The sequence below is a fragment of the Colwellia sp. SU-HH00943 genome, assembly GCF_057546125.1.
This window is the reverse complement of record NZ_BAAJLW010000003.1, coordinates 126182-145864: the sequence shown is the minus strand read 5'-3', so window position 1 is coordinate 145864 and position 19683 is coordinate 126182. Positions and strand designations below refer to the sequence as shown.

The window sequence follows — 19683 nt, the reverse complement described above, 5'->3', positions numbered from 1 at the left end:
CTAGATATAACACTCACATAGCACGATTGTAGCCCGATAAAAGGGTTATAATCGTGAACTGTCAAAATCAACAAATACAGTTTGCTCTTTCGTTTCACTTCCTTCAGATACTTTAATCGTTAACCATAACCGCCAAGTCATCACTTTTTCGCTGCAACTGGCAAGCAGGCTTTCTGCTTCCCTTTGATTTTCAGCACTGCCCTTTTTAAAAAACACGGGCACTTTACCCATAAACATCGTTTTGCCTTCAAGATAAGCTTGAATGTCAGTTAATTGATGATTTTCATGCACAGAAGCTAACGTTACCTTCACCAAAAACGGCAACTCAGTTTTAAGCATACCTTGCTCTGATATACCTGAAAACTCAACACTTACTTTCCCTAATTCGGTGTCAATAAGGCAGCGGCTTTGTGTTGATAAACAAACAAAAACCTCGGTTTCTGAAAGTTCAGATGTCCTTTTTTCTACAGGCTTACAGGCAATGATACTCATTGCACAAATAAGGGTAATAAATAGTTTAGTCATTTGGCTTGGCTAATCTCTGATAAGTAAAATATGCATGGTCTTTAATCGTTTCAATACAATGTATACGTAATAAAAAATGTTAGAAAAAACCTTGGCTATTCAGTTTAAGTATCTACGAGTACAGTTAAAGCAACTTGAGTATTTTAGCCGCGTCCCTTACACTAATTAGCCCTTTTAATTGACTCTATGCTAACAAATTAATAATGACTCTTCCTAGCAAATCAAACATAAATACTGACAAAGCAAACTCAGTTTTCGTAAAAGAAAGCAACAACAGTAAATTTGTTGAGTGTGATGATTGTTCGATGAACTCTGTATGCCAGCCAGTAACTACAGCAAAACAGTCGTTAAATTTGTCTGAAAGTTACTTACAAAGAAGAGTGATAAGTAATAATGGTTTAGCATTATTCCAGCAGGGTGAACCACTAACCAGTATTTATGCCGTTAGCTCAGGTACATTTAAGTTATGTAAAAAAACGGATGATGGCCAAGACAGTATTATAGGGTTACGCTTTCCAGGTGAGCTTATTGGTGAGGATGCATTATATTTAAAATCATATAATTATACCGCTATAGCCATCGGCGAAAGTTCCGTATGTAAAGTGTCTGTTGAGCAAATGACATCTTGTGGCAAACTTGTGCCTGAAGTCCAACAAAACTTGATTGAATTATTATCCCGACAAACTTATGTGCGCCAACGCAATTTTCAAGCTTATATTGGTAAAAAATCTGCAGACAGTTTATTAGCCGCTTTTCTTTTAAATATCATCGAAAGAAATGCGGATCATACCGGTAGCAATGACACCATTGACTTATCATTTAGCCGCAATGATATCGCCAATTATTTAGGTTTACGCAGAGAAACCTTAAGCCGTGTTTTTTCTCGATTTCAAAAAGAGCAATTAATTCAAGTAGAAGCAAAGAAAATTCAACTTCTTGATATAAATAAATTAACGAAACTGGCTGATTTTTAATAATTAGTCTACCTTTCAAACAGGTAAAGATGAGTCTATAAACACTCAACTTTTATCCTTTCGCTCAACAATTCATTTACATGTATTTATTCAGTGTTAAATGATCATGAGTGCTTTAACTTGATTTAGATCAAGTTAAAGCACTCATGCCAGTTGATTTATATCATGAGCAAAGGGTAAAATTACCTTGTATATGGCACATTTAGCTCAATTTTGTGACATATATCATTGCTAAATAGCAAACAAAACAGAAATAGTCTAAATACTGTTCGTTTTTTACGCCTAAAGTCTAAATCAAACAGATATAAACTATTCTTATTAATAATAACACTGCGGAATCCATCACATGACTCAAAGCAATACGTCAACAGTAGAGTACAACTTCGATGTTGTTCGTCAATTTACTGTTATGACGGTAATCTGGGGGATCGTTGGTACACTGGTAGGTGTACTTATCGCGGCTCAATTAATTTGGCCAGCGTTAAATTTCGATACACCTTGGTTAACCTATTCTCGTCTTCGTCCACTACATACCAACGCGGTTATTTTCGCTTTTGGTACAAGTGCCCTATTTGCTACTTCATATTACGTTGTTCAGCGAACCTGCCAAACCACATTATTTGGTGGTAAGTTAGCTGCTTTTACTTTTTGGGGTTGGCAAGCCGTTATTTTAGCAGCAGCAATTACTTTACCGTTGGGATATTCAACATCAAAAGAATATGCTGAGCTAGAATGGCCAATTGATATCCTTATTACTGTCGTTTGGGTTGCTTATGCTATCGTATTTTTTGGCACTCTTATCAAACGTAAAACATCACATATTTACGTAGCTAACTGGTTCTTCGGTGGTTTCATTATTACTGTTGCGGTTTTACACCTTGGTAACTCAATGGCTGTACCTGTTTCAGCAATGAAGTCATATTCAATATATTCTGGTGCTATAGATGCCATGATGCAGTGGTGGTATGGACATAATGCTGTTGGTTTCTTATTAACCGCTGGATTCTTAGGTATGATGTACTACTTCGTACCAAAACAAGCTGAGCGCCCTGTTTATTCATACCGTTTGTCTATTGTTCACTTTTGGGCATTAGTTTCTCTATATATTTGGGCTGGCCCTCATCACTTACATTACACTGCACTTCCTGATTGGGCTCAATCATTAGGTATGGTTATGTCTGTGGTATTATTCTTACCATCATGGGGTGGTATGATTAATGGTATTATGACCTTGTCTGGTGCATGGCATAAACTTCGTCATGATCCTATTTTACGTTTCTTAATCGTTTCATTATCTTTCTACGGTATGTCTACGTTTGAAGGTCCAATGATGGCGATTAAATCAGTTAATGCGTTATCACATTACACTGACTGGACTGTTGGTCACGTACACTCTGGTGCGTTAGGTTGGGTTGCAATGGTATCAATTGGTGCCCTTTACCACTTAATTCCAGTGTTATTTAACCAAGGTCGTATGTACAGCATTCGATTAATCAATATTCACTTCTGGATTCATACTGCCGGTATCGTACTTTACATTGTAGCTATGTGGATCTCAGGTGTTATGCAAGGTTTAATGTGGCGTGCGGTAAATACTGACGGTACATTAACGTATAGTTTTGTAGAAAGCTTAACGGCTTCATACCCATTCTATTTCATCCGCTTCTTAGGTGGTGTTCTTGTTGTTGCTGGTTTTGTATTAATGGCTTACAACATGTTTAAAACAATCGGCGCTAAAGACGGAAGTCTTAAAGCTGTCGAACAAGCTTAAGGAGAACAAACATGCAAAGCAATCCTCAAAATAAGCATGAAAAAGTTGAAAAGAATGTCGGTTTGTTCTTTATTATCACAATATTAGCTATCAGTATTGGTGGCTTAGTTGAGATTACCCCGTTATTCTTTCAAAAAGAAACAACAACACCTGTTGATAACCTTAGACCTTACACAGCGTTAGAAATGGAAGGTCGTGACATTTATATTCGTGAAGGTTGTGCTAACTGTCATAGCCAAATGATTCGTCCATTTAGAGCTGAAACTGAGCGTTACGGTCACTATAGTGTTGCTGGTGAGCATGTATGGGAACACCCTTTCTTATGGGGTTCAAAACGTACAGGTCCTGATCTAGCACGTGTAGGCGGTCGTTATAGTGATGATTGGCATATTGCCCATTTAACTGACCCACGTTCTGTTGTACCTGAATCAAATATGCCAGCTTATAACTGGTTAAACAAAAACATCCTAACGGGTGAAGGTACAGCAGCTAAGCTTCAAACATTCAACTGGTTAACTCGCAACCGCAGCCATAAAGATGAAAATGGTAATGCTATTAAACTTTACTCTGAAGAAGATATAGCTGGTGCTGAAGAGGCGGTTAAGGGTAAAACTGAAATGACGGCCTTAGTTGCATACTTGCAATCACTTGGCCATGCATTGAAGTAAGCGAAGCCTTATGGATTACGGAACATTAAGAGGGTTTTTCGCCCTCCTTATATTGGCTTTATTTATTGTGATAGTGATTTGGTCTTATTCAAAAAATCGCAAAGAATCTTTTGATGAAATTGCAAATTCGATTTTAGACGACGATCAACCACAACAAAACGAAAGCCATCTTAAAACAGATAGCAAACAGGAGACTAATAATAATGTCTAGCTTCTGGAATATATGGGTTTGGGTTCTTACCCTTGGCTCCTTAGTAGGTTGCTACCTACTACTACGTTGGTGCTTAAAGAACTTTACAGGTGTTGAAGAAGGTGAGTCAATGGGACACACATTCGACGGTATTGAAGAGCTTAATAATCCACTACCTAACTGGTGGAGTACGTTTTTCTTATTAACTATTATCTGGGCGTTTGGTTATATTGCGCTATACGGTTTAGGTAACTGGACAGGTTTCCTTGGTTGGAAAAGCTCAAACCAAGGCATCTTAAACATTGCTGAATCAAAAGCTAAAACAGCGGAGTATTTAGCTGAAGACTCAGGTGTTTTAGTACAGTATGACCGCGAAGTTGCACAAGCTGACGCTAAGTATGGTCCAATCTTTGAAGCCTATGCTGCTCGTAGTATTGAAGATTTAGCTACAGATGAGGAAGCAATCAAAGTAGGTCAACGTTTATTCATTCAAAACTGTGCACAATGTCACGGCTCTGATGCTGGCGGTACTACTGGCTTCCCTAACCTAACTGATAATGACTGGTTATACGGTGGCACTCCTGCAGATATTAAGCACTCAATCATGCACGGTCGTGTTGCTCAAGGCATGATGGCTTGGGGTGATGCTTTAGGTGGTGATCAAGGTGTTAAAGAGGTTGCTGCATATGTTATTAGCTTAAGTGGTCGCTCTGTTAACCCTGAACTTGCCGAAGCAGGTAAAGCTAAATTTGGTATATGTGCTGGTTGTCATGGCGCTGAAGGTCAAGGTAGTTTAGCGCTAGGCCTACCACTTGGTGCACCAAATTTAACTGACAATATTTGGTTATATGGCGGTTCACAACGTGCTATTGAAGAGTCTATCAAATATGGTCGTGCCGGTGTTATGCCACCATGGAAAGATATTTTAGGTGAAGAAAAAGTTCATGTAATTAGTGCTTACGTTTACTCTCTTTCTCAAGATTAATATTTGATTTAGATAACTAAATTATTCTAAGATAAAAATTAATTGTAAAGGCTAGGTAACTTATTGTTATCTAGCCTTTTTTATTGTCGCATTCTAAGATACAAAGCTAGCCCCTCATCAATAAAAACGCTATAATACTGGCCAACTTTTGAACCTAAAAATATCTATTAAAATATGAAATCAACTTGGTATCGTGAGCCTTGGGCTTGGTTAGTTTTTATTCTTCCTTTTACTGCTGTTGTAGCTGGCATTGCGACTTACATTATCGCTAATACCGATCCTGATACCTTAGTGGTTGGAGATTATTATAAAACCGGAAAAGCAATTAATTTACAGGTTTCAAAAGTAAAGCAAGCGCAAAAGCTAGGAATGCGTTTCGCATTACAATACACAGAAAACACATTAGTGATAAAACCAACGGGTATTGAAAAAACATTCCCACTGATTAACGTTAACTTTTTCCACCCTACCCTTGAAGAAAAAGATTTTTACTTAGCCCTTACGCCCGATGGCAACGGCCAATTTAGGCAAGTGTTAGAGAATAATATTTCAGGTAAATGGAAAATAACGATAACCCCTTTTGATAACACTTGGAAAATCCAAGATACTATTAGCTTACCTCAACGTGAGTTTATAGATATTCTGCCAGACCCAACGAAAGCACAATAAAGCCTTCACCTAAAATGAGCTAACCTAGTTACTTTCTTATGTCGATAAAACAAAACTATTGCTTTCATTGTAATGAAGTTGTGCCACAAGGTATTCAACTAAGTGTCAATATTGATAGCAAGCTACAGCCAATGTGCTGCGTTGGCTGTCAAGCTGTAGCTCAAACTATTGTTGATAATAATTTAACGCAATATTATGACGTTAGAACTGAACCTGCTCAAAAAGGCGCGGAACTCGTGCCAGAGCAGCTGCAAAAAAATCATTTGCTCGATGAAGAAATTCTCCAAAATGAATTCATATATCAGCATGATGAAATCAAAGAGGCTATTTTAACGATTGAAGGAATTAACTGTGCTGCCTGCGCATGGTTAATTGAAATGCAATTAGCTAAACAAGCGGGTATTCACAGTATTAATGTCAATGCTACCACGCAACGAGCAACCGTGAAGTGGCAAGACAATAAACTAGCACTTAGTGACATTCTCTACGCCATTGAAAAAATTGGTTACCAAGCTTTACCTTTCAAAGCAAATGAAGTCGAAGTGCGCAATAAAAAACTAAGCAAGGTATTTATTAAAAGGCTTGGCATCAGCGGCATATTAATGATGCAAGTGATGATGATTGCCGTAGGCCTATATTTTGGTGCCTTTGCCGATATGGCTGAACATAACAAAGTCTATTTACGTTGGGTAAGCTTTATTTTAACGATACCTATTGTCACCTATGGAGCCTTTCCGTTTTATACTGGCGCCATTAAAGCTTTAAAGCTAAAGCGCCTGTCTATGGATGTACCTGTTACTATCGCGATAATACTCGCCTTTAGTGCCAGTGCATGGGCAACAATAACTGAACAAGGTGAAGTCTATTTTGAATCTGTTTCCATGTTCACCTTTTTGTTATTGATTGGTAAATTTTTAGAATTTAGAGCCCGTTCACATGCCGCACAGGTTTCAGCTAACCTACTTAAATTAATGCCAATGACTGCAACAAAAATAATTGAGCATTCTGTTACTCCCTCAACTATTGATAACAGCAATAACGCCGAGACACAAAAAATTAACGCGCGTGCAGAAGCGCTTGTTGCCGCGAAACTACTTGTTGCAGGAGATTTAGTTATCGTCAAACCAGGAGAAACCATTCCTGCTGACGGCACAATTACTCACGGAAACTCGCAAATCAATGAAGCAATGCTTTCTGGTGAACAACTCCCCGTTAATAAAAAAATCGATGATAATGTTTTTGCCGGCACAATTAATGGTGATGGCAACTTAACGGTGAAAGTAAAACAAGCAAATAACGAATCATTTTTAAGCCAACTTATTCGTTTAAGTGAACAATCTCAAGCACATAAACCTAAGCTCGCCCGTTTATCAGACAAAATTGCACAATACTTTGTCGCTATTATATTAGTAACAGCCATTGCTACAGCGCTTTATTGGCAACAGCATTTACCCGAAGAAGCATTTTGGATCACACTCTCTGTATTGGTTGCTACTTGCCCTTGCGCACTTTCTTTAGCCACACCCACGGCTCTAACTTGTGCAACAACCCGCCTAAACCGTGACGGCATTATGATCAAATCATCACATGTTATGGAGACCATGCCTAATATCAACTGCTTTGCCTTTGATAAAACCGGTACCTTAACAACAGGTGAATTTGCTATTGAGAAAGTTGAAGTGATAAACAAGCAGCAAACTCAACAGCAGGTTTTAGCTATTGCTGCTGCTTTAGAGGCACATTCTGAGCATCCTTTAGCCAAACCTTTTAGCGAGCATAGAGATTTCAACCTAAACGCAATAAACGTAAAAGTTGAATCAGGTAAAGGGGTATCAGGCAACATTGATAACAAACATTACAGTATTGGTAAGCCTACATGGCAGCTCAATGAAATTAATGAAACCACCAAGTCCGCCGCTTGTGTATTACTTTGTGAGGGTGAACTGATAGCGGTTTTTTATTTGGTTGATCAAATAAGAGCTGATGCAAAAACATTAATAACGTCTTTAAATGAAAATAATCAAACATTGATGTTATCAGGCGATAGTCAAATTGCTTGTGATAAAGTCGCACAGCAATTAGCAATAACTAAGTCACACGGAAACCTAACCGCTACCGATAAAATGGAGATGCTTTATAGTCTTCAAAAACAAGATGATGCAAAAGTTGTTATGGTGGGAGACGGTGTTAACGACTCACCTGTTTTTGGTGCTGCACATATTTCTATGGCCATGGGCTGTGGTACAGATATAGCCAAAAGTGGTGCCGATGTAATCCTATTAAATGACCAACTATCAAGTGTAAATACCTTAACAAAAGTCGCGCTAAAAACACGTCGTATTATTTTTCAAAACTATTTATGGGCCTTTGGTTATAATGCTATTGTTTTACCGTTAGCAGTTGCTGGCTATATCACACCTTATATGGCGGTAATAGGCATGTCTGCTAGCTCTATTTTGGTTATTACGAACTCACTACGTTTACTAAGAAAAGTTAAACAAGAAAAGTAAAATAAGAGTCTTATATGAGCATAATTTATATTTTAATCCCAATTGCTGTCTTACTTACCTGTATTGGAATTTACTTATTTTTTTGGGCAGTAAAAACTGAGCAATTTGAAGATCTTGAAAAACAAGGGATGAGCATTCTGTTTGATGACAATGAAGATAACACGATAAAAAAAGACAATAATCCAAATACAGTAAACAAAGAACAACAGACGGCCAACGAACACAAACCTGGAATACAAGAGCCTGAAACACAAGAGCAGATAAAATAATGACCCTAGACTTATTGTCTGCTTTTATTGTTGGTTTACTTGGCTCAGGCCATTGTATTACTATGTGCGGCGGTATAACCACTATGCTAACCTCTGCACTCCCTGCTAATAAATATAGCAATCAAGTAATCCCTGTTAATTCTCAAACTCCTCCCTCCCCATCAAGAAATATTACCTTAATTGTTAGTTATAACGTTGGACGGATTATCTCTTATAGTTTTATCGGTGCCATTGTTGGCTATACGGGCTCAATTGCGGCTAAAAATATTGGCTTACCACTGGCTGGATTAAGAATGCTTTCAGCTATTTTTCTTATTCTATTAGGGCTCTATATAGGTCAGTGGTTATTATGGCTTAACCGCATTGAGGCGTTAGGACAAAAACTATGGCGTTATATATCACCTTTAACTAAAAAAGTTATCCCTGTCACAAGCCCTGTAAAAGCACTTTCGTTAGGCGCAATTTGGGGCTGGTTACCTTGTGGTTTAGTATACTCAACACTCACTTGGGCATTGGCCAGTGGCAACGCAATGACCGGGGCTAGCATTATGTTACTTTTCGGCCTAGGTACCCTCCCAGCACTACTAACGTTATCTCTAAGCTTTAACAGTATAAAAAGCCTACTAACCAATTCAAGCTTACGAAAAGTGATGGCGTTAACATTAATATCATTTGGTATTTATAGTTTTATTGTTGCATATCACCACATGTTCTAATACCATAGTCCAGTCCTGTATATTAGGGTTAAGACCTTATTAAAAAAGAGTTTAGGTTATTAAAAACTCTACAAAAAAGAGTAACGCATGCAAAATAAAAGTTGCCCAAGTGCACAGCATATAAAGTGTCAAAACTGCAGTATTAGTGAACTTTGTTTACCTTTTACACTGAATGATCAAGAGCTTAATACGCTAGACGATATTATCGATCGTAAGCGCCCTATCCATAAAGGCGATAAAATTTTTACTGATGGCCAAGAGATGCACGCACTGTATGCAATTCGCTCTGGTACCTTTAAAACTTTTACCGTCAATGAACAAGGTGAAGAGCAAATTACTGGTTTCCACCTAGCTGGCGATTTATTAGGTTTTGATGCTATTGCTGATACTGAACATAAGAGTTTCGCTCAAGCACTTGAAACATCTATGGTATGTGAAATTCCTTATAACAATTTAGATACACTATCTAACACTATGCCGAAACTTAAGAAGCAAGTGTTGCGATTAATGAGTAATGAAATCCGTACCGATCAAGAAATGTTAACGCTGCTAAATCGCAAAAATGCCGAGCAACGGGTTGCCACTTTCTTAGTAAGTTTGAGTGAGCGATATCATGCTCGTGGATTATCTGCCACAGAATTTCGTTTAACCATGACACGTAGTGATATTGGTAATTATATAGGTTTGACGGTTGAAACCATCAGTAGACTTCTAAACCGTTTTCATAAAAATGGTCTAATCAAAGTTGATGGTAAACTCATTACAATTTTAGATATTGATGAACTCATTGATTGCGCAGAGCTATAATCCCTCATAATTCACTAGTGTTACTGACAGTAACACTAGTATCAAATTTTAAATAAATTGATTTAAAACAAGCATTAATTTCATACATTTGCTATAAACTATCTTAGGAATGGTTATATTGTAAATAAACAAAAGTGAGATTAATCATGGAAACCTACCAAAATATCCTCGCCGTTATTGATCCAACAACGGATGAACAGAAAGCCTTAAAAAGAGCCGTTGAATTAGCAGCAAGCATTACTGCTTCGGGTGATAGTAGTGTAAACGTCACTGCATTTTTAACTATCTTTGATTTTTCTTATGAAATGACCACAATCCTCTCTAGTGATGAGCGTGATGTTATGCGCCAATCAGTAATTAAAGATAAAACCCTTTGGCTTGAAAATATTATAAATGAAGTAAAAGGCGATTTAGACATTGACTGCCAAGTGGTTTGGCATAACCGCCCCTTTGAAGCTATTGTCGAAAAAGTAATACAAGATAACTACAACATTGTCATTAAAGGCACTCATCAGCATGACAAGCTCAAATCTGTCGTTTTCACGCCAACTGACTGGCATATATTACGTAAATGCCCTTGCCCTGTACTGTTAGTGAAAGAGCATGCATGGCCAGAGAACGGTAATGTTATTGCTGCATTAAATGTAGGCAGCGATGAAGAAGAGCACCGCTCTTTAAACATAAAAATTACCGAAGAGGCAAAACATTTAGCCTCATTAATTCAAGCGAATGTACACCTAGTAAATTCCTTCCCTGGTACCCCCGTCAACGTGGCGATTGAAATTCCTGAGTTTAACTCAACTGAATACAATGACACTATGCTCAAACATCATCAACAAGCAATGATTTCGCACGCGAACAAATTTGATATCAGCGTCATCAACACGCATGTTGAAGAAGGTTTACCTGAAACGGTCATTGAGCAAGTCGCTGACAAAATAGATGCCGAGCTAGTCGTACTTGGCACCGTAGGAAGAACGGGAATTTCAGCAGCATTGATTGGAAATACCGCAGAGCATGTTATTGACCAGCTAAACTGTGATGTACTTGCCTTAAAGCCCGATGGTTATATCTCACCCCTTCAATAAGTTATTTAAAAGCTATAAGCTTACCCACAGCTTATAGCTTTACTTCCCTAAAAAAACTATAATGCGCGGCGAAATTATACTCTTAAAGAAATAGCCGGCTTATGAGCACACCAAAATTATTATCAGCTACTGAAAAAACGCAATTATCTAAGCTTGAAAAGCGCCTTAGACGTAATGTTGGGCAAGCTATCGCTGAATATAATATGATTGAAGATGGCGATAAAATTATGGTCTGTTTATCTGGCGGCAAAGACAGCTATGCACTATTAAGCATATTAATGCTATTAAAAGAATCCGCCCCGATTCACTTTGATATTGTTGCCGTTAACTTAGATCAAAAACAGCCTGGCTTTCCCGAGCATATACTGCCTAATTACCTTGAAACACTCGGCATTGAATATCACATCATTGAAGAAGACACTTACGCCATTGTCAAAGATAAAATTCCTGAAGGCAAAACTACCTGTAGTTTATGTTCAAGGTTAAGGCGCGCCGTACTCTACAAAGCAGCTAAGAACTTAAAAGCAACCAAAATAGCCTTAGGGCACCACCGTGATGACATGATTGAAACCCTGATGTTAAATATGTTCTACGGCGGAAAAATGAAGGCAATGCCTGCAAAATTAGTGTCAGATAATGGTGAGCATGTCGTTATTAGGCCGCTAGCATTTTGTAAAGAAGCAGAGCTTATTCAGTATAGTGAATTAAAACAATTCCCTATTATTCCTTGTAATTTATGTGGCTCTCAACCTAACTTACAACGTCAAAACATCAAGCGCATGCTACAAGAATGGCACGAACAGCACCCAGGCCGCATAGAGTCAATGTTCACTGCCATGAAAAATGTGGTGCCATCACATTTATGTGACAATAACTTGTTTAACTTTAAAGAAGTGAATAGTACATCAGGTGTTATTAATGGAGGCGACACTGCCTTTGATCAAGCTAGCTTTACACAAGCTGATAAAATTAGCACAGACAGTAACGCACAATATAATAACGAATTAAATATTATTGAAATAAAGTAACGCCTTTAACTACTCTCCAGCTGTACTCGTTTCAACGTCAGTATGGCTTTTAAAGTATGGCTGATTTTGTCGCAGCATTCTGGTTAAATCAGTTACGTAATCCGCACCACGCTCAGAATAAGCTAACAAACCCGTTGCCAGTACTTCAGGGTTTAACGGTTGATGTTGTGAACGTAATTCCGCTCGAATTGTTCTAAATACGCGATAAGCATTATGCGAGTTTATGTTATAAAAGTAGCGCGACACTGAATCATCAACACTTTTAAATGCTTCCACTTCATGATTCGCCCCTTCATTTCTGCCAGCAGGCACCATGCCACAGCCTTTTCGGTAACACCAAATACCAAAGAAATTTAACCCAATTCGAGAAAACCTTGAGGTTCCCCAAGCTGACTCATTCGCAGCCTGAACTAGCACTAATGATGTTGGTACAATATCAATGCGTACTAATAAATCATTCACCTGTTGTAATACCGACGACTTTTCATTAACTCGATACTTTTTAACCAAGCCAGCTAACTGAGCCATTTCTTTCTCAGATAATGATAAGTCTAATGAGATTTTTTCTAACCAAAATTCAAGCCTCGCCCTTTGCGTTAATAGCTTAGTATTTTCTCTTTCAATTGACGGACGGATAAAATCAAAGAATTGTTTCTTTTTGCTTTTAACATCTCTTATGGCTGCAAAATCAGGTAGGTCAACGTCGTGCATAGGTTTCTCAACATGCTTAACAACGCTAGTTTTTTTCTCTTTGATATGAACATTATCTACTTGCTCTTTAACAGCATCCGAAGTTGGTAAAGGTTTTAAAAAAGTAAAAGGTGCCACTAAAAACACTAATAGTGCTAATAATAAAATGCTTTTAATTAATAGTGTACTCTTCATGTTATTCCCTATCTATTATCAAGATACACATTATGCAGAAAAAGTATCATCTGAATCTGAGTTTGAATTTGTTTTAGACACAATCGAGTTTGTTGCTTTTTCTATATCTTCAGCACTTTTATCTGTTGCGATATTAATACCAAAAATTTCACGATATAAGATACCTTTAGTATTATAAAACAAAGGAGCTAAATAAGTGATTCCAAATAAAAGGATCATAAAACCTAAAGGTGCCACACTTGTCTCTGCTAATAATGCCAATGGAAAAAACAACATCACTAACGACATCAATAACATAAAATAGATACTCAACAGCGGGAAGAATTTAAAACGTAGCGCTCTTACTGATATTGAAATTGCTTTCATTGGCGTCATTTTCTTTTCAATGACTAGCGGAACAGTTAGCGATAAAGTAATCGCTAAAAAGATGCCGGGGATAATAAATAACTGTATACCAATACTGATTAAGGTTGATGTGAATAAAGCACATAACACAACCCAACTGGCACGTTGGAGAAATGTAAAAGTCATTTTTGCATGGGTTTTCATACCAACTGAATGTAGCACTCCCATCATTTCAACACCTGCAATAAAAGGCCATACTGCAACAGTTACCACAATATTCAGTAACATGCTCGCTTGAGGGTCTTCAAGTACGGCTTCAATACCACCAAGGTAATTACTAACCAATAAAGATACTGACATCCCTAGAATAATTGAAAATAATAAACCTAGGTTAATGGCCAAACGTGACTTTAAGGTTATCTGCCAAGCTTCCGTTAAAATAGCTTTAGCATCTATTTGATAATCACCTTGTAATGCTCGCTCAACACTACCACCAACTTGTACAATAGAAATTTTCTCAGGCAAAGTAAGTACCCTTTTAAATTCAAAAATAAAATTACAATTCACCATTATACCCGAATATAAATAAACCCGAATATAAAAAAACTGAATATAAAAAATAACTAACCTGAGGTTTGTATAAAAACCATGAAACACCTATCAAATCATACACTTAGGGTTATTTGACATTTCTAGCGAGGAATTTTTGCTGTATTCAAGGCAAATTTGCGCGTCAATAGCTAGTCTATTGCAAGTAAATTTAACGAAGAATACAGTAAAATAACCGCTTGAAACGCTTTTCTTATGCAAATCTCAGGTTAACTAGTGAACAAACAGTGAATAGTCTACTGTGTATCCGTCAACACTAGTTGTAGTGCTAAAAGCAACAAGATAACTGCCATCACTCTATCCAGAAGATACCCTTTCACTTGAATAAGCTTTCTGACACTTTGATGTGTTAAGCCATAAGACAATAATATAAACCATGCTCCAGTCGCTACAGCCATATACAAACCATAACCCAATTTAATAGTAAAAGGTGTTATAGGGTCGATAACGACTGAAAATAAACTAACAAAAAACAACGTGGCTTTAACATTGAGGCCATTAATTAAAAATCCAGTAAAAAACGATTTTTTATCTGAAGGAATATCATTATTTTTTTCAATAGTAGTATTTGATAGCTCATCAGATAACTGTTCAGGCTTTTTCGCCCTTAAACCATGCCAAGCGATATAACAAAAGTAACCCGCTGCGAGATATTTTAATAAGGTAAATAAGCGCTCATCACTGGCTATAACTAAACCTATTCCGACTAAAGAATACGTCACGTGTAATAATATACCGCTAGCAATACCTAAGCTGGTTACAATTGCGGTGCGGCGGCCATATCGAATACTTTGCTTTAAAATAATTGCAAAATCAGGACCTGGACTTGCAACAGCAAGCAGGTGTACGGCAGCAACAATAAGAAACTGTTCAAAATAAGGCATGAAAAGTAGTGTGTGAAGAAAAAAGCTATTCTACCTGAGTTTTTTTATCTAATACTAGTGTTTATTATTCGGCAGAGCTTATGCCTTTATCCATATCTCCATATATATCTATAAACATATAACGGCGAATAGATACTTACCAAAAAATCTAACAGTTAAGTCTAAAACTTATAGCAAAAGAAATAAGTGTTTGATCAAATATTTAATTCACTTGCTATTATTCTGTACTAAAATATTTCGATAAAAACGCCATAACTCATCAAAACAATTAAATACGTATGTTTTCCCTTGATATATAGTTGTCATTGCATTCTCCAGTCTGAATGAAAGCTCACTAGAGAAACTGTACAAAAAAAATACAAATCAAGACGTAAACAAATTGTAATTTATCGTGCTAAATGGTTTTCATGAATTGAGCGTAATACACCTTTAAAAAATTCAGCGCCTTTTTCCTGAGCTAAGGCGATATTATTTTCAGGGATTTTTTCAGGTTCATTATAGACGGATAAAACTCGCGCCATACTCGACTCTCGAATGAGATGAAGCATAGGGTACGGTGAACGGTTAGTAAAATTACTGGCGTCATCATAATCTTCACCATCAAAGCAATACTCAGGATGCATAGTAGCCAATTGAAATATGCCTTCAAAACCTGAATCGACTAATAAGTCATTGGCATAGTCCACTAAATCAAGATAACGTTCAAAGTGGCGAAAACCATCATCATAAATAATAAGTGTAGTTTCAAGCTCAGGGTGCGCTTGTAAATAGCGGCACTGTTCAATAAATTCATGCAACGCCCCTTTTACTTGATTTTGCTTAGAGTCAATATAACAAATGGTATTATTAACAAACTCTTTTTTGGCGAAAGGGCAAAAATTTAGCCCAATAATAACTTCATCGAGCCATTGCTTAGTAGCGGAAATTACATGGCTTTCGTGTGTGGACATTGGAAATAATTAACTCGCTGATTGTTGTAATTGCCACATTTTACAATATTTTCCGTTTAGGGATAACAATTGTTGATGATTGCCCTGCTCAACTATCTCTCCTTGGTTCATCACAATAATATTATCACTATCAACCACTGTAGAAAGCCTGTGTGCAATCACAAGGCTGGTTCTATTTTTTGCCACTTCGTTTATTGCAGTTAAGATAGCTTGCTCTGACTCACTGTCTAAAGAAGACGTTGCTTCATCAAAGACGAGTATTTGTGGATTTTTCAATATAGTACGAGCTATGGCAACACGCTGCTTTTCTCCCCCTGAAAGTTTCAAGCCTCGCTCTCCCACAATGGTGTCACTGCCATCAGGTAAACTACTAACAAAATGACTCAAGTGCGCCATCTCAATTGCGCGTAATACGGCTTCTTTTTCAGCATCGGGATTTCCATATTGTACATTAGCAAATAAAGTATCATTAAAAAGTACGGTATCTTGCGGCACTATACCAATATGACTACGCAATGAATGCTGAGTAACTTGGCTAATATCTTGTTGATCAACAAGAATATTACCTGAATCTACATCATAAAATCGAAACAATAATTTAATCAAGGTAGATTTTCCTGAGCCACTTTCTCCGACAACCGCAACTTTTTCGCCGCCTTTGACTTTAAATGAAATACCTTTAATGATTGGTCTTTCCTTATGATAGGCAAAACTGATGTTGTTAAAACTAATATCCGCTTGTTTGATTGCTAGCTCTTTAGCTGCGGGGATATCTTCTACTTTTGGCGTTTTATCAAGCAAGCCAAATAAGTTTTCAATATTTGCCAATGAGCCTTTTATTTCTCGATACACAAAGCCTAAAAAATTAAGGGGTAAAAAAAGCTGCATCATAAAGGCATTTATCAAAACAAAATCACCTAAAGTCATCAAACCTTCACTAACATGCACAGCGGCCAAAGCGAGCATAGCCGTCATTGCAATTGCAATGATTAGCGCTTGACCACCATTTAAGGCAAATAAAGATAAGCGATTTTTTATTTTCGCCTGCTCCCAGTTAGCAAGCTGTTTATCATAGGCATTCGCCTCATAATCTTCATTAGTAAAGTACTTAACGGTTTCATAATTTAGCAGACTATCAATGGCGCGAGTATTACTGGAAGAATCTGCTTTATTTGCCTCTCTAACAAAGCGTGTACGTAACTCTGTAGCATAAACCGAGTAGGCAATGTAAGTTAAAATAGAGCCTAGCGTAATAAGCGCAAACCAAAGGCCATAATTCACAAATAAAATCGTCACCACCATGATAATTTCAAGTAAAGTTGGCACCACATTAAACACCATAAAGCGCATTAAAAAGCTTATTCCCGATGTACCACGATCAATATCACGCGACAAACCACCTGTTTGTCGGCTTAAGTGAAAATCTAAATCAAGTCGGTGTAAGTGGCGAAACACTTTTAAACCAATGCGGCGAATAGCACGTTCAGTAACGCGCCCGAAAAGGGTGTCACGTATTTCAGCGAACAAAACAATGGATAATCGAACCGCACCGTAAGCAAGTACTAATCCAAACGGCACTACAAGTGCTTGCATAGTTCCAGATACATTAGTATCAAGGGTATCAACTATATCTTTTAGAATAAAAGGTAAATATACACTCGCTAATTTAGTCAAGATCAAGCATGACATCGCAATAGCAATACGCGTTTTAAATTCAAACAAATAGGGTAGAATCAGCTTAAATGCTTGCCAATTCATAGTGGAAACTTCGTGTTCAGGATAGCTAGAGCGTCGCATAGTGCAATATTTCTAATGAAGAGATATAACTATGGTAACTAATTTTTATCGCGCTATGCTATTTTATTTTGAAAACTAGCAAGTTTAAAAATCCCCTTTACTAATCTTTACTAATAAGCACTTTCCCCTGCGCGCCAGATGGGGGCTTTATAGCTAAAAGTGCCGATAAAGTTACCGCAATATCTGTAGTACTTACTCGCTGATAATTAACTTCGTCATCAAGATCGAAACCCGCAAAAATTAACGGAACAAAAGTATCGTAACTCCATGGAGAACCATGAGTGGAAGCAACTGTTAAGCCATCCATATCAGCAATAAACTTATGAGCATCTAAAACAACATAGATATCCCCTGAGCGATTAGCATCATGATTATTAGCTACAAGTGTATGTAGGTAATCATTAGGAATATTGCCAGTCTCAATATCAGTACTTGTCACAGCTACTGAAACACCGTCCAGTTTGTCTACTTCATAAGCGACTGCTTTTTGAACTTGTGCCAATGACAATTTACGTCGAGTAATCAATTCCCTATCTAAATAAATATACGGATGAAAATAGGATTTAATTAGTTGTTTATCAAAGCCAAACTGCCTTTTCAAGGCTTTCATGCCAGCCGTTTTATCCCAGTCTTTTGGTGAAACGGTATTAACCTTCATCCCTAAAGAAGATAAATACGCCGGCACTTCAGCCGCACCATGATCTGCTGATAAAACAATTAAAGTATTTTCTAACCCCACCTTAGAATCAATAAACGACAGTAAGTTAGCAATCGTTCGATCTAGCCTTAACATATTATCTTCAGCTTCTAAGCTTGATGGGCCAAAGATATGGCTAACATAATCTGTCGAAGAAAAACTTACTGATAAATAATCAGTAATATTATCTCGCCCTAACTGCTCATTGTTAACCACAGCTTTAGCAAAATCTAAAGTCAACTCATCGCCTGCTGGGCTTAATGTCAGAAAAGTATTAAAGTAGCTCTCTTTACTATCGCCATAGGCGTGCGGAAAAACTCGGCCAAAGCCGGGTAATGATGTTTCCCATGGCTGATCATCCTGTTTTGCAAACTCATACTGAGCTTGTGGTTGTGATAATTGCCAATTTTTCTGATGATACTTGGTCGCAGGCTTATTGCTATTCCATTTACTTACCCAGTCAGGGTACTTATCGTAATAATAACTACTGGTAACAAACTCCCCTGACTTTTTAGAAAACCAGAATGCTTTGCCCATGTGGCCTGCAAATGACACAGCTCCCCTATCTTTCACTGAAACAGCAAATACCTTTGCTTTGCCATTCGTCGCTATTGATAGCTCATCACTTAAAGTAGAAACTTTAATATTTTTCGGTGAACGACCTGATGATTTAGCCGTACGCTGTGTCGGATCAATTTCTGTTTTTTGGTTTACATCGGCATTAGCTGACAACAATGGGTAATTAGCATCTTCAATGTTATAAACCAAACGGTTTAGTTTATTGTCAAACCAGACATTACCAATCATGCCATGGGTGGCAGGTACAGCACCTGTAGCTAAAGTGGTATGGCCAACAATAGTTTCAGTATTAGCATGATCATGATGAGCATTTTTAAACACAACGCCTTCATCTAATAAGTATTTAAAGCCACCTTTTCCCATTTTATCCAGATAACGGTAAGGCATATCACCACGCAGTTGATCAACGGTAATTTGTAACACTAATTTTGGTTTGGTTGTTTTCCCGTAAGCTGTGGCAAGACTGCCAATTAAAAAGCTGGTAATGAGTATTATTTTTACAAGTAAAAAATGAGGCTTCTTTTTCAATAAAAACATATCTGATCCTTGATGACAGTTATTGATTCACAATCTTGGTGTTTAGTTTTATTGTGAATGAAGGAAAGTTAACCTAGTTTGCTACTATTTACAATTTATGCCTATAAAAAGACTAACGCTTTTAAAAATATAATATGTTGATGTAATAATACTTTTACTTGTATTAAAAGTTAAACCGAATATTATTATACTGTTAATTA

At 37.3% G+C, this 19683-nt stretch carries 19 protein-coding genes; 12 read left to right on the top strand and 7 right to left on the bottom strand.

Going from position 1 to position 19683, the window contains the following annotated elements:
* Positions 1–45: 45 nt before the first annotated feature.
* Entirely contained in the window at positions 46–525 is a 480-nt protein-coding gene (locus AC27GZ_RS09175; RefSeq protein WP_487094659.1) for a hypothetical protein, read from the bottom strand.
* 203 nt (positions 526–728) lie between these two features.
* Between AC27GZ_RS09175 and AC27GZ_RS09170 the strand changes: the two genes are divergently transcribed.
* The 12 genes from AC27GZ_RS09170 (at position 729) to ttcA (ending at position 12200) form a co-directional block, all read left to right on the top strand.
* Positions 729–1499, top strand: coding sequence for a Crp/Fnr family transcriptional regulator (locus AC27GZ_RS09170; RefSeq protein ID WP_487094658.1), 771 nt, complete (start codon positions 729–731; stop codon positions 1497–1499).
* Positions 1500–1845: 346 nt separating this feature from the next.
* A complete protein-coding gene (gene ccoN, locus AC27GZ_RS09165) occupies positions 1846–3270 on the top strand; it encodes a cytochrome-c oxidase, cbb3-type subunit I (RefSeq protein WP_487094657.1) in 1425 nt (474 codons plus the stop codon).
* Positions 3271–3281: 11 nt separating this feature from the next.
* On the top strand, positions 3282–3938 hold the full coding sequence (gene ccoO, locus AC27GZ_RS09160; protein ID WP_487094656.1) for a cytochrome-c oxidase, cbb3-type subunit II: 657 nt from the start codon (positions 3282–3284) through the stop codon (positions 3936–3938).
* A gap of 10 nt (positions 3939–3948) precedes the next feature.
* A complete protein-coding gene (locus AC27GZ_RS09155) occupies positions 3949–4149 on the top strand; it encodes a cbb3-type cytochrome oxidase subunit 3 (RefSeq protein ID WP_487094655.1) in 201 nt (66 codons plus the stop codon).
* On the top strand, positions 4142–5113 hold the full coding sequence (gene ccoP / locus AC27GZ_RS09150; RefSeq protein ID WP_487094654.1) for a cytochrome-c oxidase, cbb3-type subunit III: 972 nt from the start codon (positions 4142–4144) through the stop codon (positions 5111–5113). The genes AC27GZ_RS09155 and ccoP overlap by 8 nt, the downstream gene beginning before the upstream one ends.
* A 174-nt stretch (positions 5114–5287) precedes the next feature.
* The gene (locus tag AC27GZ_RS09145) at positions 5288–5782 is read left to right on the top strand and encodes a FixH family protein (protein ID WP_487094653.1); all 495 of its coding nucleotides are present in this window, start codon (positions 5288–5290) and stop codon (positions 5780–5782) included.
* A 38-nt stretch (positions 5783–5820) separates the two neighbouring features.
* On the top strand, positions 5821–8292 hold the full coding sequence (locus tag AC27GZ_RS09140; protein ID WP_487094652.1) for a heavy metal translocating P-type ATPase: 2472 nt from the start codon (positions 5821–5823) through the stop codon (positions 8290–8292).
* 14 nt (positions 8293–8306) lie between these two features.
* On the top strand, positions 8307–8561 hold the full coding sequence (gene ccoS / locus AC27GZ_RS09135) for a cbb3-type cytochrome oxidase assembly protein CcoS (RefSeq protein ID WP_487094651.1): 255 nt from the start codon (positions 8307–8309) through the stop codon (positions 8559–8561).
* The gene (locus AC27GZ_RS09130) at positions 8561–9277 is read left to right on the top strand and encodes a sulfite exporter TauE/SafE family protein (protein ID WP_487094650.1); all 717 of its coding nucleotides are present in this window, start codon (positions 8561–8563) and stop codon (positions 9275–9277) included. The genes ccoS and AC27GZ_RS09130 overlap by 1 nt, the downstream gene beginning before the upstream one ends.
* Before the next feature lie 87 nt (positions 9278–9364).
* Positions 9365–10084, top strand: a complete 720-nt coding sequence (fnr, locus tag AC27GZ_RS09125) for a fumarate/nitrate reduction transcriptional regulator Fnr (RefSeq protein WP_487094649.1) — start codon at positions 9365–9367, stop codon at positions 10082–10084.
* 146 nt (positions 10085–10230) lie between these two features.
* Positions 10231–11172: a universal stress protein UspE gene (gene uspE / locus AC27GZ_RS09120; RefSeq protein WP_487094648.1), complete on the top strand. Its 942-nt coding sequence runs from the start codon at positions 10231–10233 to the stop codon at positions 11170–11172.
* Between the two features lie 101 nt (positions 11173–11273).
* Positions 11274–12200, top strand: coding sequence for a tRNA 2-thiocytidine(32) synthetase TtcA (gene ttcA, locus AC27GZ_RS09115; RefSeq protein ID WP_487094647.1), 927 nt, complete (start codon positions 11274–11276; stop codon positions 12198–12200).
* Positions 12201–12209: 9 nt separating this feature from the next.
* On the opposite strand, the gene AC27GZ_RS09110 is transcribed toward ttcA, so the two are convergent.
* From AC27GZ_RS09110 to AC27GZ_RS09085, 6 genes are all read right to left on the bottom strand, one after another.
* A complete protein-coding gene (locus tag AC27GZ_RS09110) occupies positions 12210–13085 on the bottom strand; it encodes a glucosaminidase domain-containing protein (RefSeq protein ID WP_487094646.1) in 876 nt (291 codons plus the stop codon).
* 30 nt (positions 13086–13115) lie between these two features.
* Entirely contained in the window at positions 13116–13955 is an 840-nt protein-coding gene (locus AC27GZ_RS09105; protein ID WP_487094645.1) for a hypothetical protein, read from the bottom strand.
* Between the two features lie 320 nt (positions 13956–14275).
* A complete protein-coding gene (locus AC27GZ_RS09100; protein WP_487094644.1) occupies positions 14276–14923 on the bottom strand; it encodes a LysE family translocator in 648 nt (215 codons plus the stop codon).
* Between the two features lie 386 nt (positions 14924–15309).
* Positions 15310–15873, bottom strand: a complete 564-nt coding sequence (locus AC27GZ_RS09095) for a DUF1415 domain-containing protein (RefSeq protein ID WP_487094643.1) — start codon at positions 15871–15873, stop codon at positions 15310–15312.
* A 9-nt stretch (positions 15874–15882) separates the two neighbouring features.
* Positions 15883–17670, bottom strand: a complete 1788-nt coding sequence (locus AC27GZ_RS09090) for an ABCB family ABC transporter ATP-binding protein/permease (protein ID WP_487094642.1) — start codon at positions 17668–17670, stop codon at positions 15883–15885.
* A 100-nt stretch (positions 17671–17770) separates the two neighbouring features.
* A complete protein-coding gene (locus AC27GZ_RS09085; protein WP_487094641.1) occupies positions 17771–19483 on the bottom strand; it encodes an alkaline phosphatase family protein in 1713 nt (570 codons plus the stop codon).
* Between the last annotated feature and the right edge of the window lie 200 nt (positions 19484–19683).

Bases quoted from the DNA above. Each gene is read 5' to 3' on its own strand.
- AC27GZ_RS09090 (WP_487094642.1), bottom strand. From the start codon at position 17,670: ATGCGACGCTCTAGCTATCCTGAACACGAAGTTTCCACTATGAATTGG.
- AC27GZ_RS09145 (WP_487094653.1), top strand. From the start codon at position 5,288: ATGAAATCAACTTGGTATCGTGAGCCTTGGGCTTGGTTAGTTTTTATT.
- AC27GZ_RS09155 (WP_487094655.1), top strand. From the start codon at position 3,949: ATGGATTACGGAACATTAAGAGGGTTTTTCGCCCTCCTTATATTGGCT.
- ccoS (WP_487094651.1), top strand. From the start codon at position 8,307: ATGAGCATAATTTATATTTTAATCCCAATTGCTGTCTTACTTACCTGT.
- ccoN (WP_487094657.1), top strand. From the start codon at position 1,846: ATGACTCAAAGCAATACGTCAACAGTAGAGTACAACTTCGATGTTGTT.
- AC27GZ_RS09140 (WP_487094652.1), top strand. From the start codon at position 5,821: ATGTCGATAAAACAAAACTATTGCTTTCATTGTAATGAAGTTGTGCCA.
- AC27GZ_RS09170 (WP_487094658.1), top strand. From the start codon at position 729: ATGACTCTTCCTAGCAAATCAAACATAAATACTGACAAAGCAAACTCA.
- ccoP (WP_487094654.1), top strand. From the start codon at position 4,142: ATGTCTAGCTTCTGGAATATATGGGTTTGGGTTCTTACCCTTGGCTCC.
- ttcA (WP_487094647.1), top strand. From the start codon at position 11,274: ATGAGCACACCAAAATTATTATCAGCTACTGAAAAAACGCAATTATCT.
- AC27GZ_RS09175 (WP_487094659.1), bottom strand. From the start codon at position 525: ATGACTAAACTATTTATTACCCTTATTTGTGCAATGAGTATCATTGCC.
- AC27GZ_RS09095 (WP_487094643.1), bottom strand. From the start codon at position 15,873: ATGTCCACACACGAAAGCCATGTAATTTCCGCTACTAAGCAATGGCTC.
- AC27GZ_RS09110 (WP_487094646.1), bottom strand. From the start codon at position 13,085: ATGAAGAGTACACTATTAATTAAAAGCATTTTATTATTAGCACTATTA.
- fnr (WP_487094649.1), top strand. From the start codon at position 9,365: ATGCAAAATAAAAGTTGCCCAAGTGCACAGCATATAAAGTGTCAAAAC.
- AC27GZ_RS09085 (WP_487094641.1), bottom strand. From the start codon at position 19,483: ATGTTTTTATTGAAAAAGAAGCCTCATTTTTTACTTGTAAAAATAATA.
- uspE (WP_487094648.1), top strand. From the start codon at position 10,231: ATGGAAACCTACCAAAATATCCTCGCCGTTATTGATCCAACAACGGAT.
- AC27GZ_RS09130 (WP_487094650.1), top strand. From the start codon at position 8,561: ATGACCCTAGACTTATTGTCTGCTTTTATTGTTGGTTTACTTGGCTCA.
- ccoO (WP_487094656.1), top strand. From the start codon at position 3,282: ATGCAAAGCAATCCTCAAAATAAGCATGAAAAAGTTGAAAAGAATGTC.
- AC27GZ_RS09100 (WP_487094644.1), bottom strand. From the start codon at position 14,923: ATGCCTTATTTTGAACAGTTTCTTATTGTTGCTGCCGTACACCTGCTT.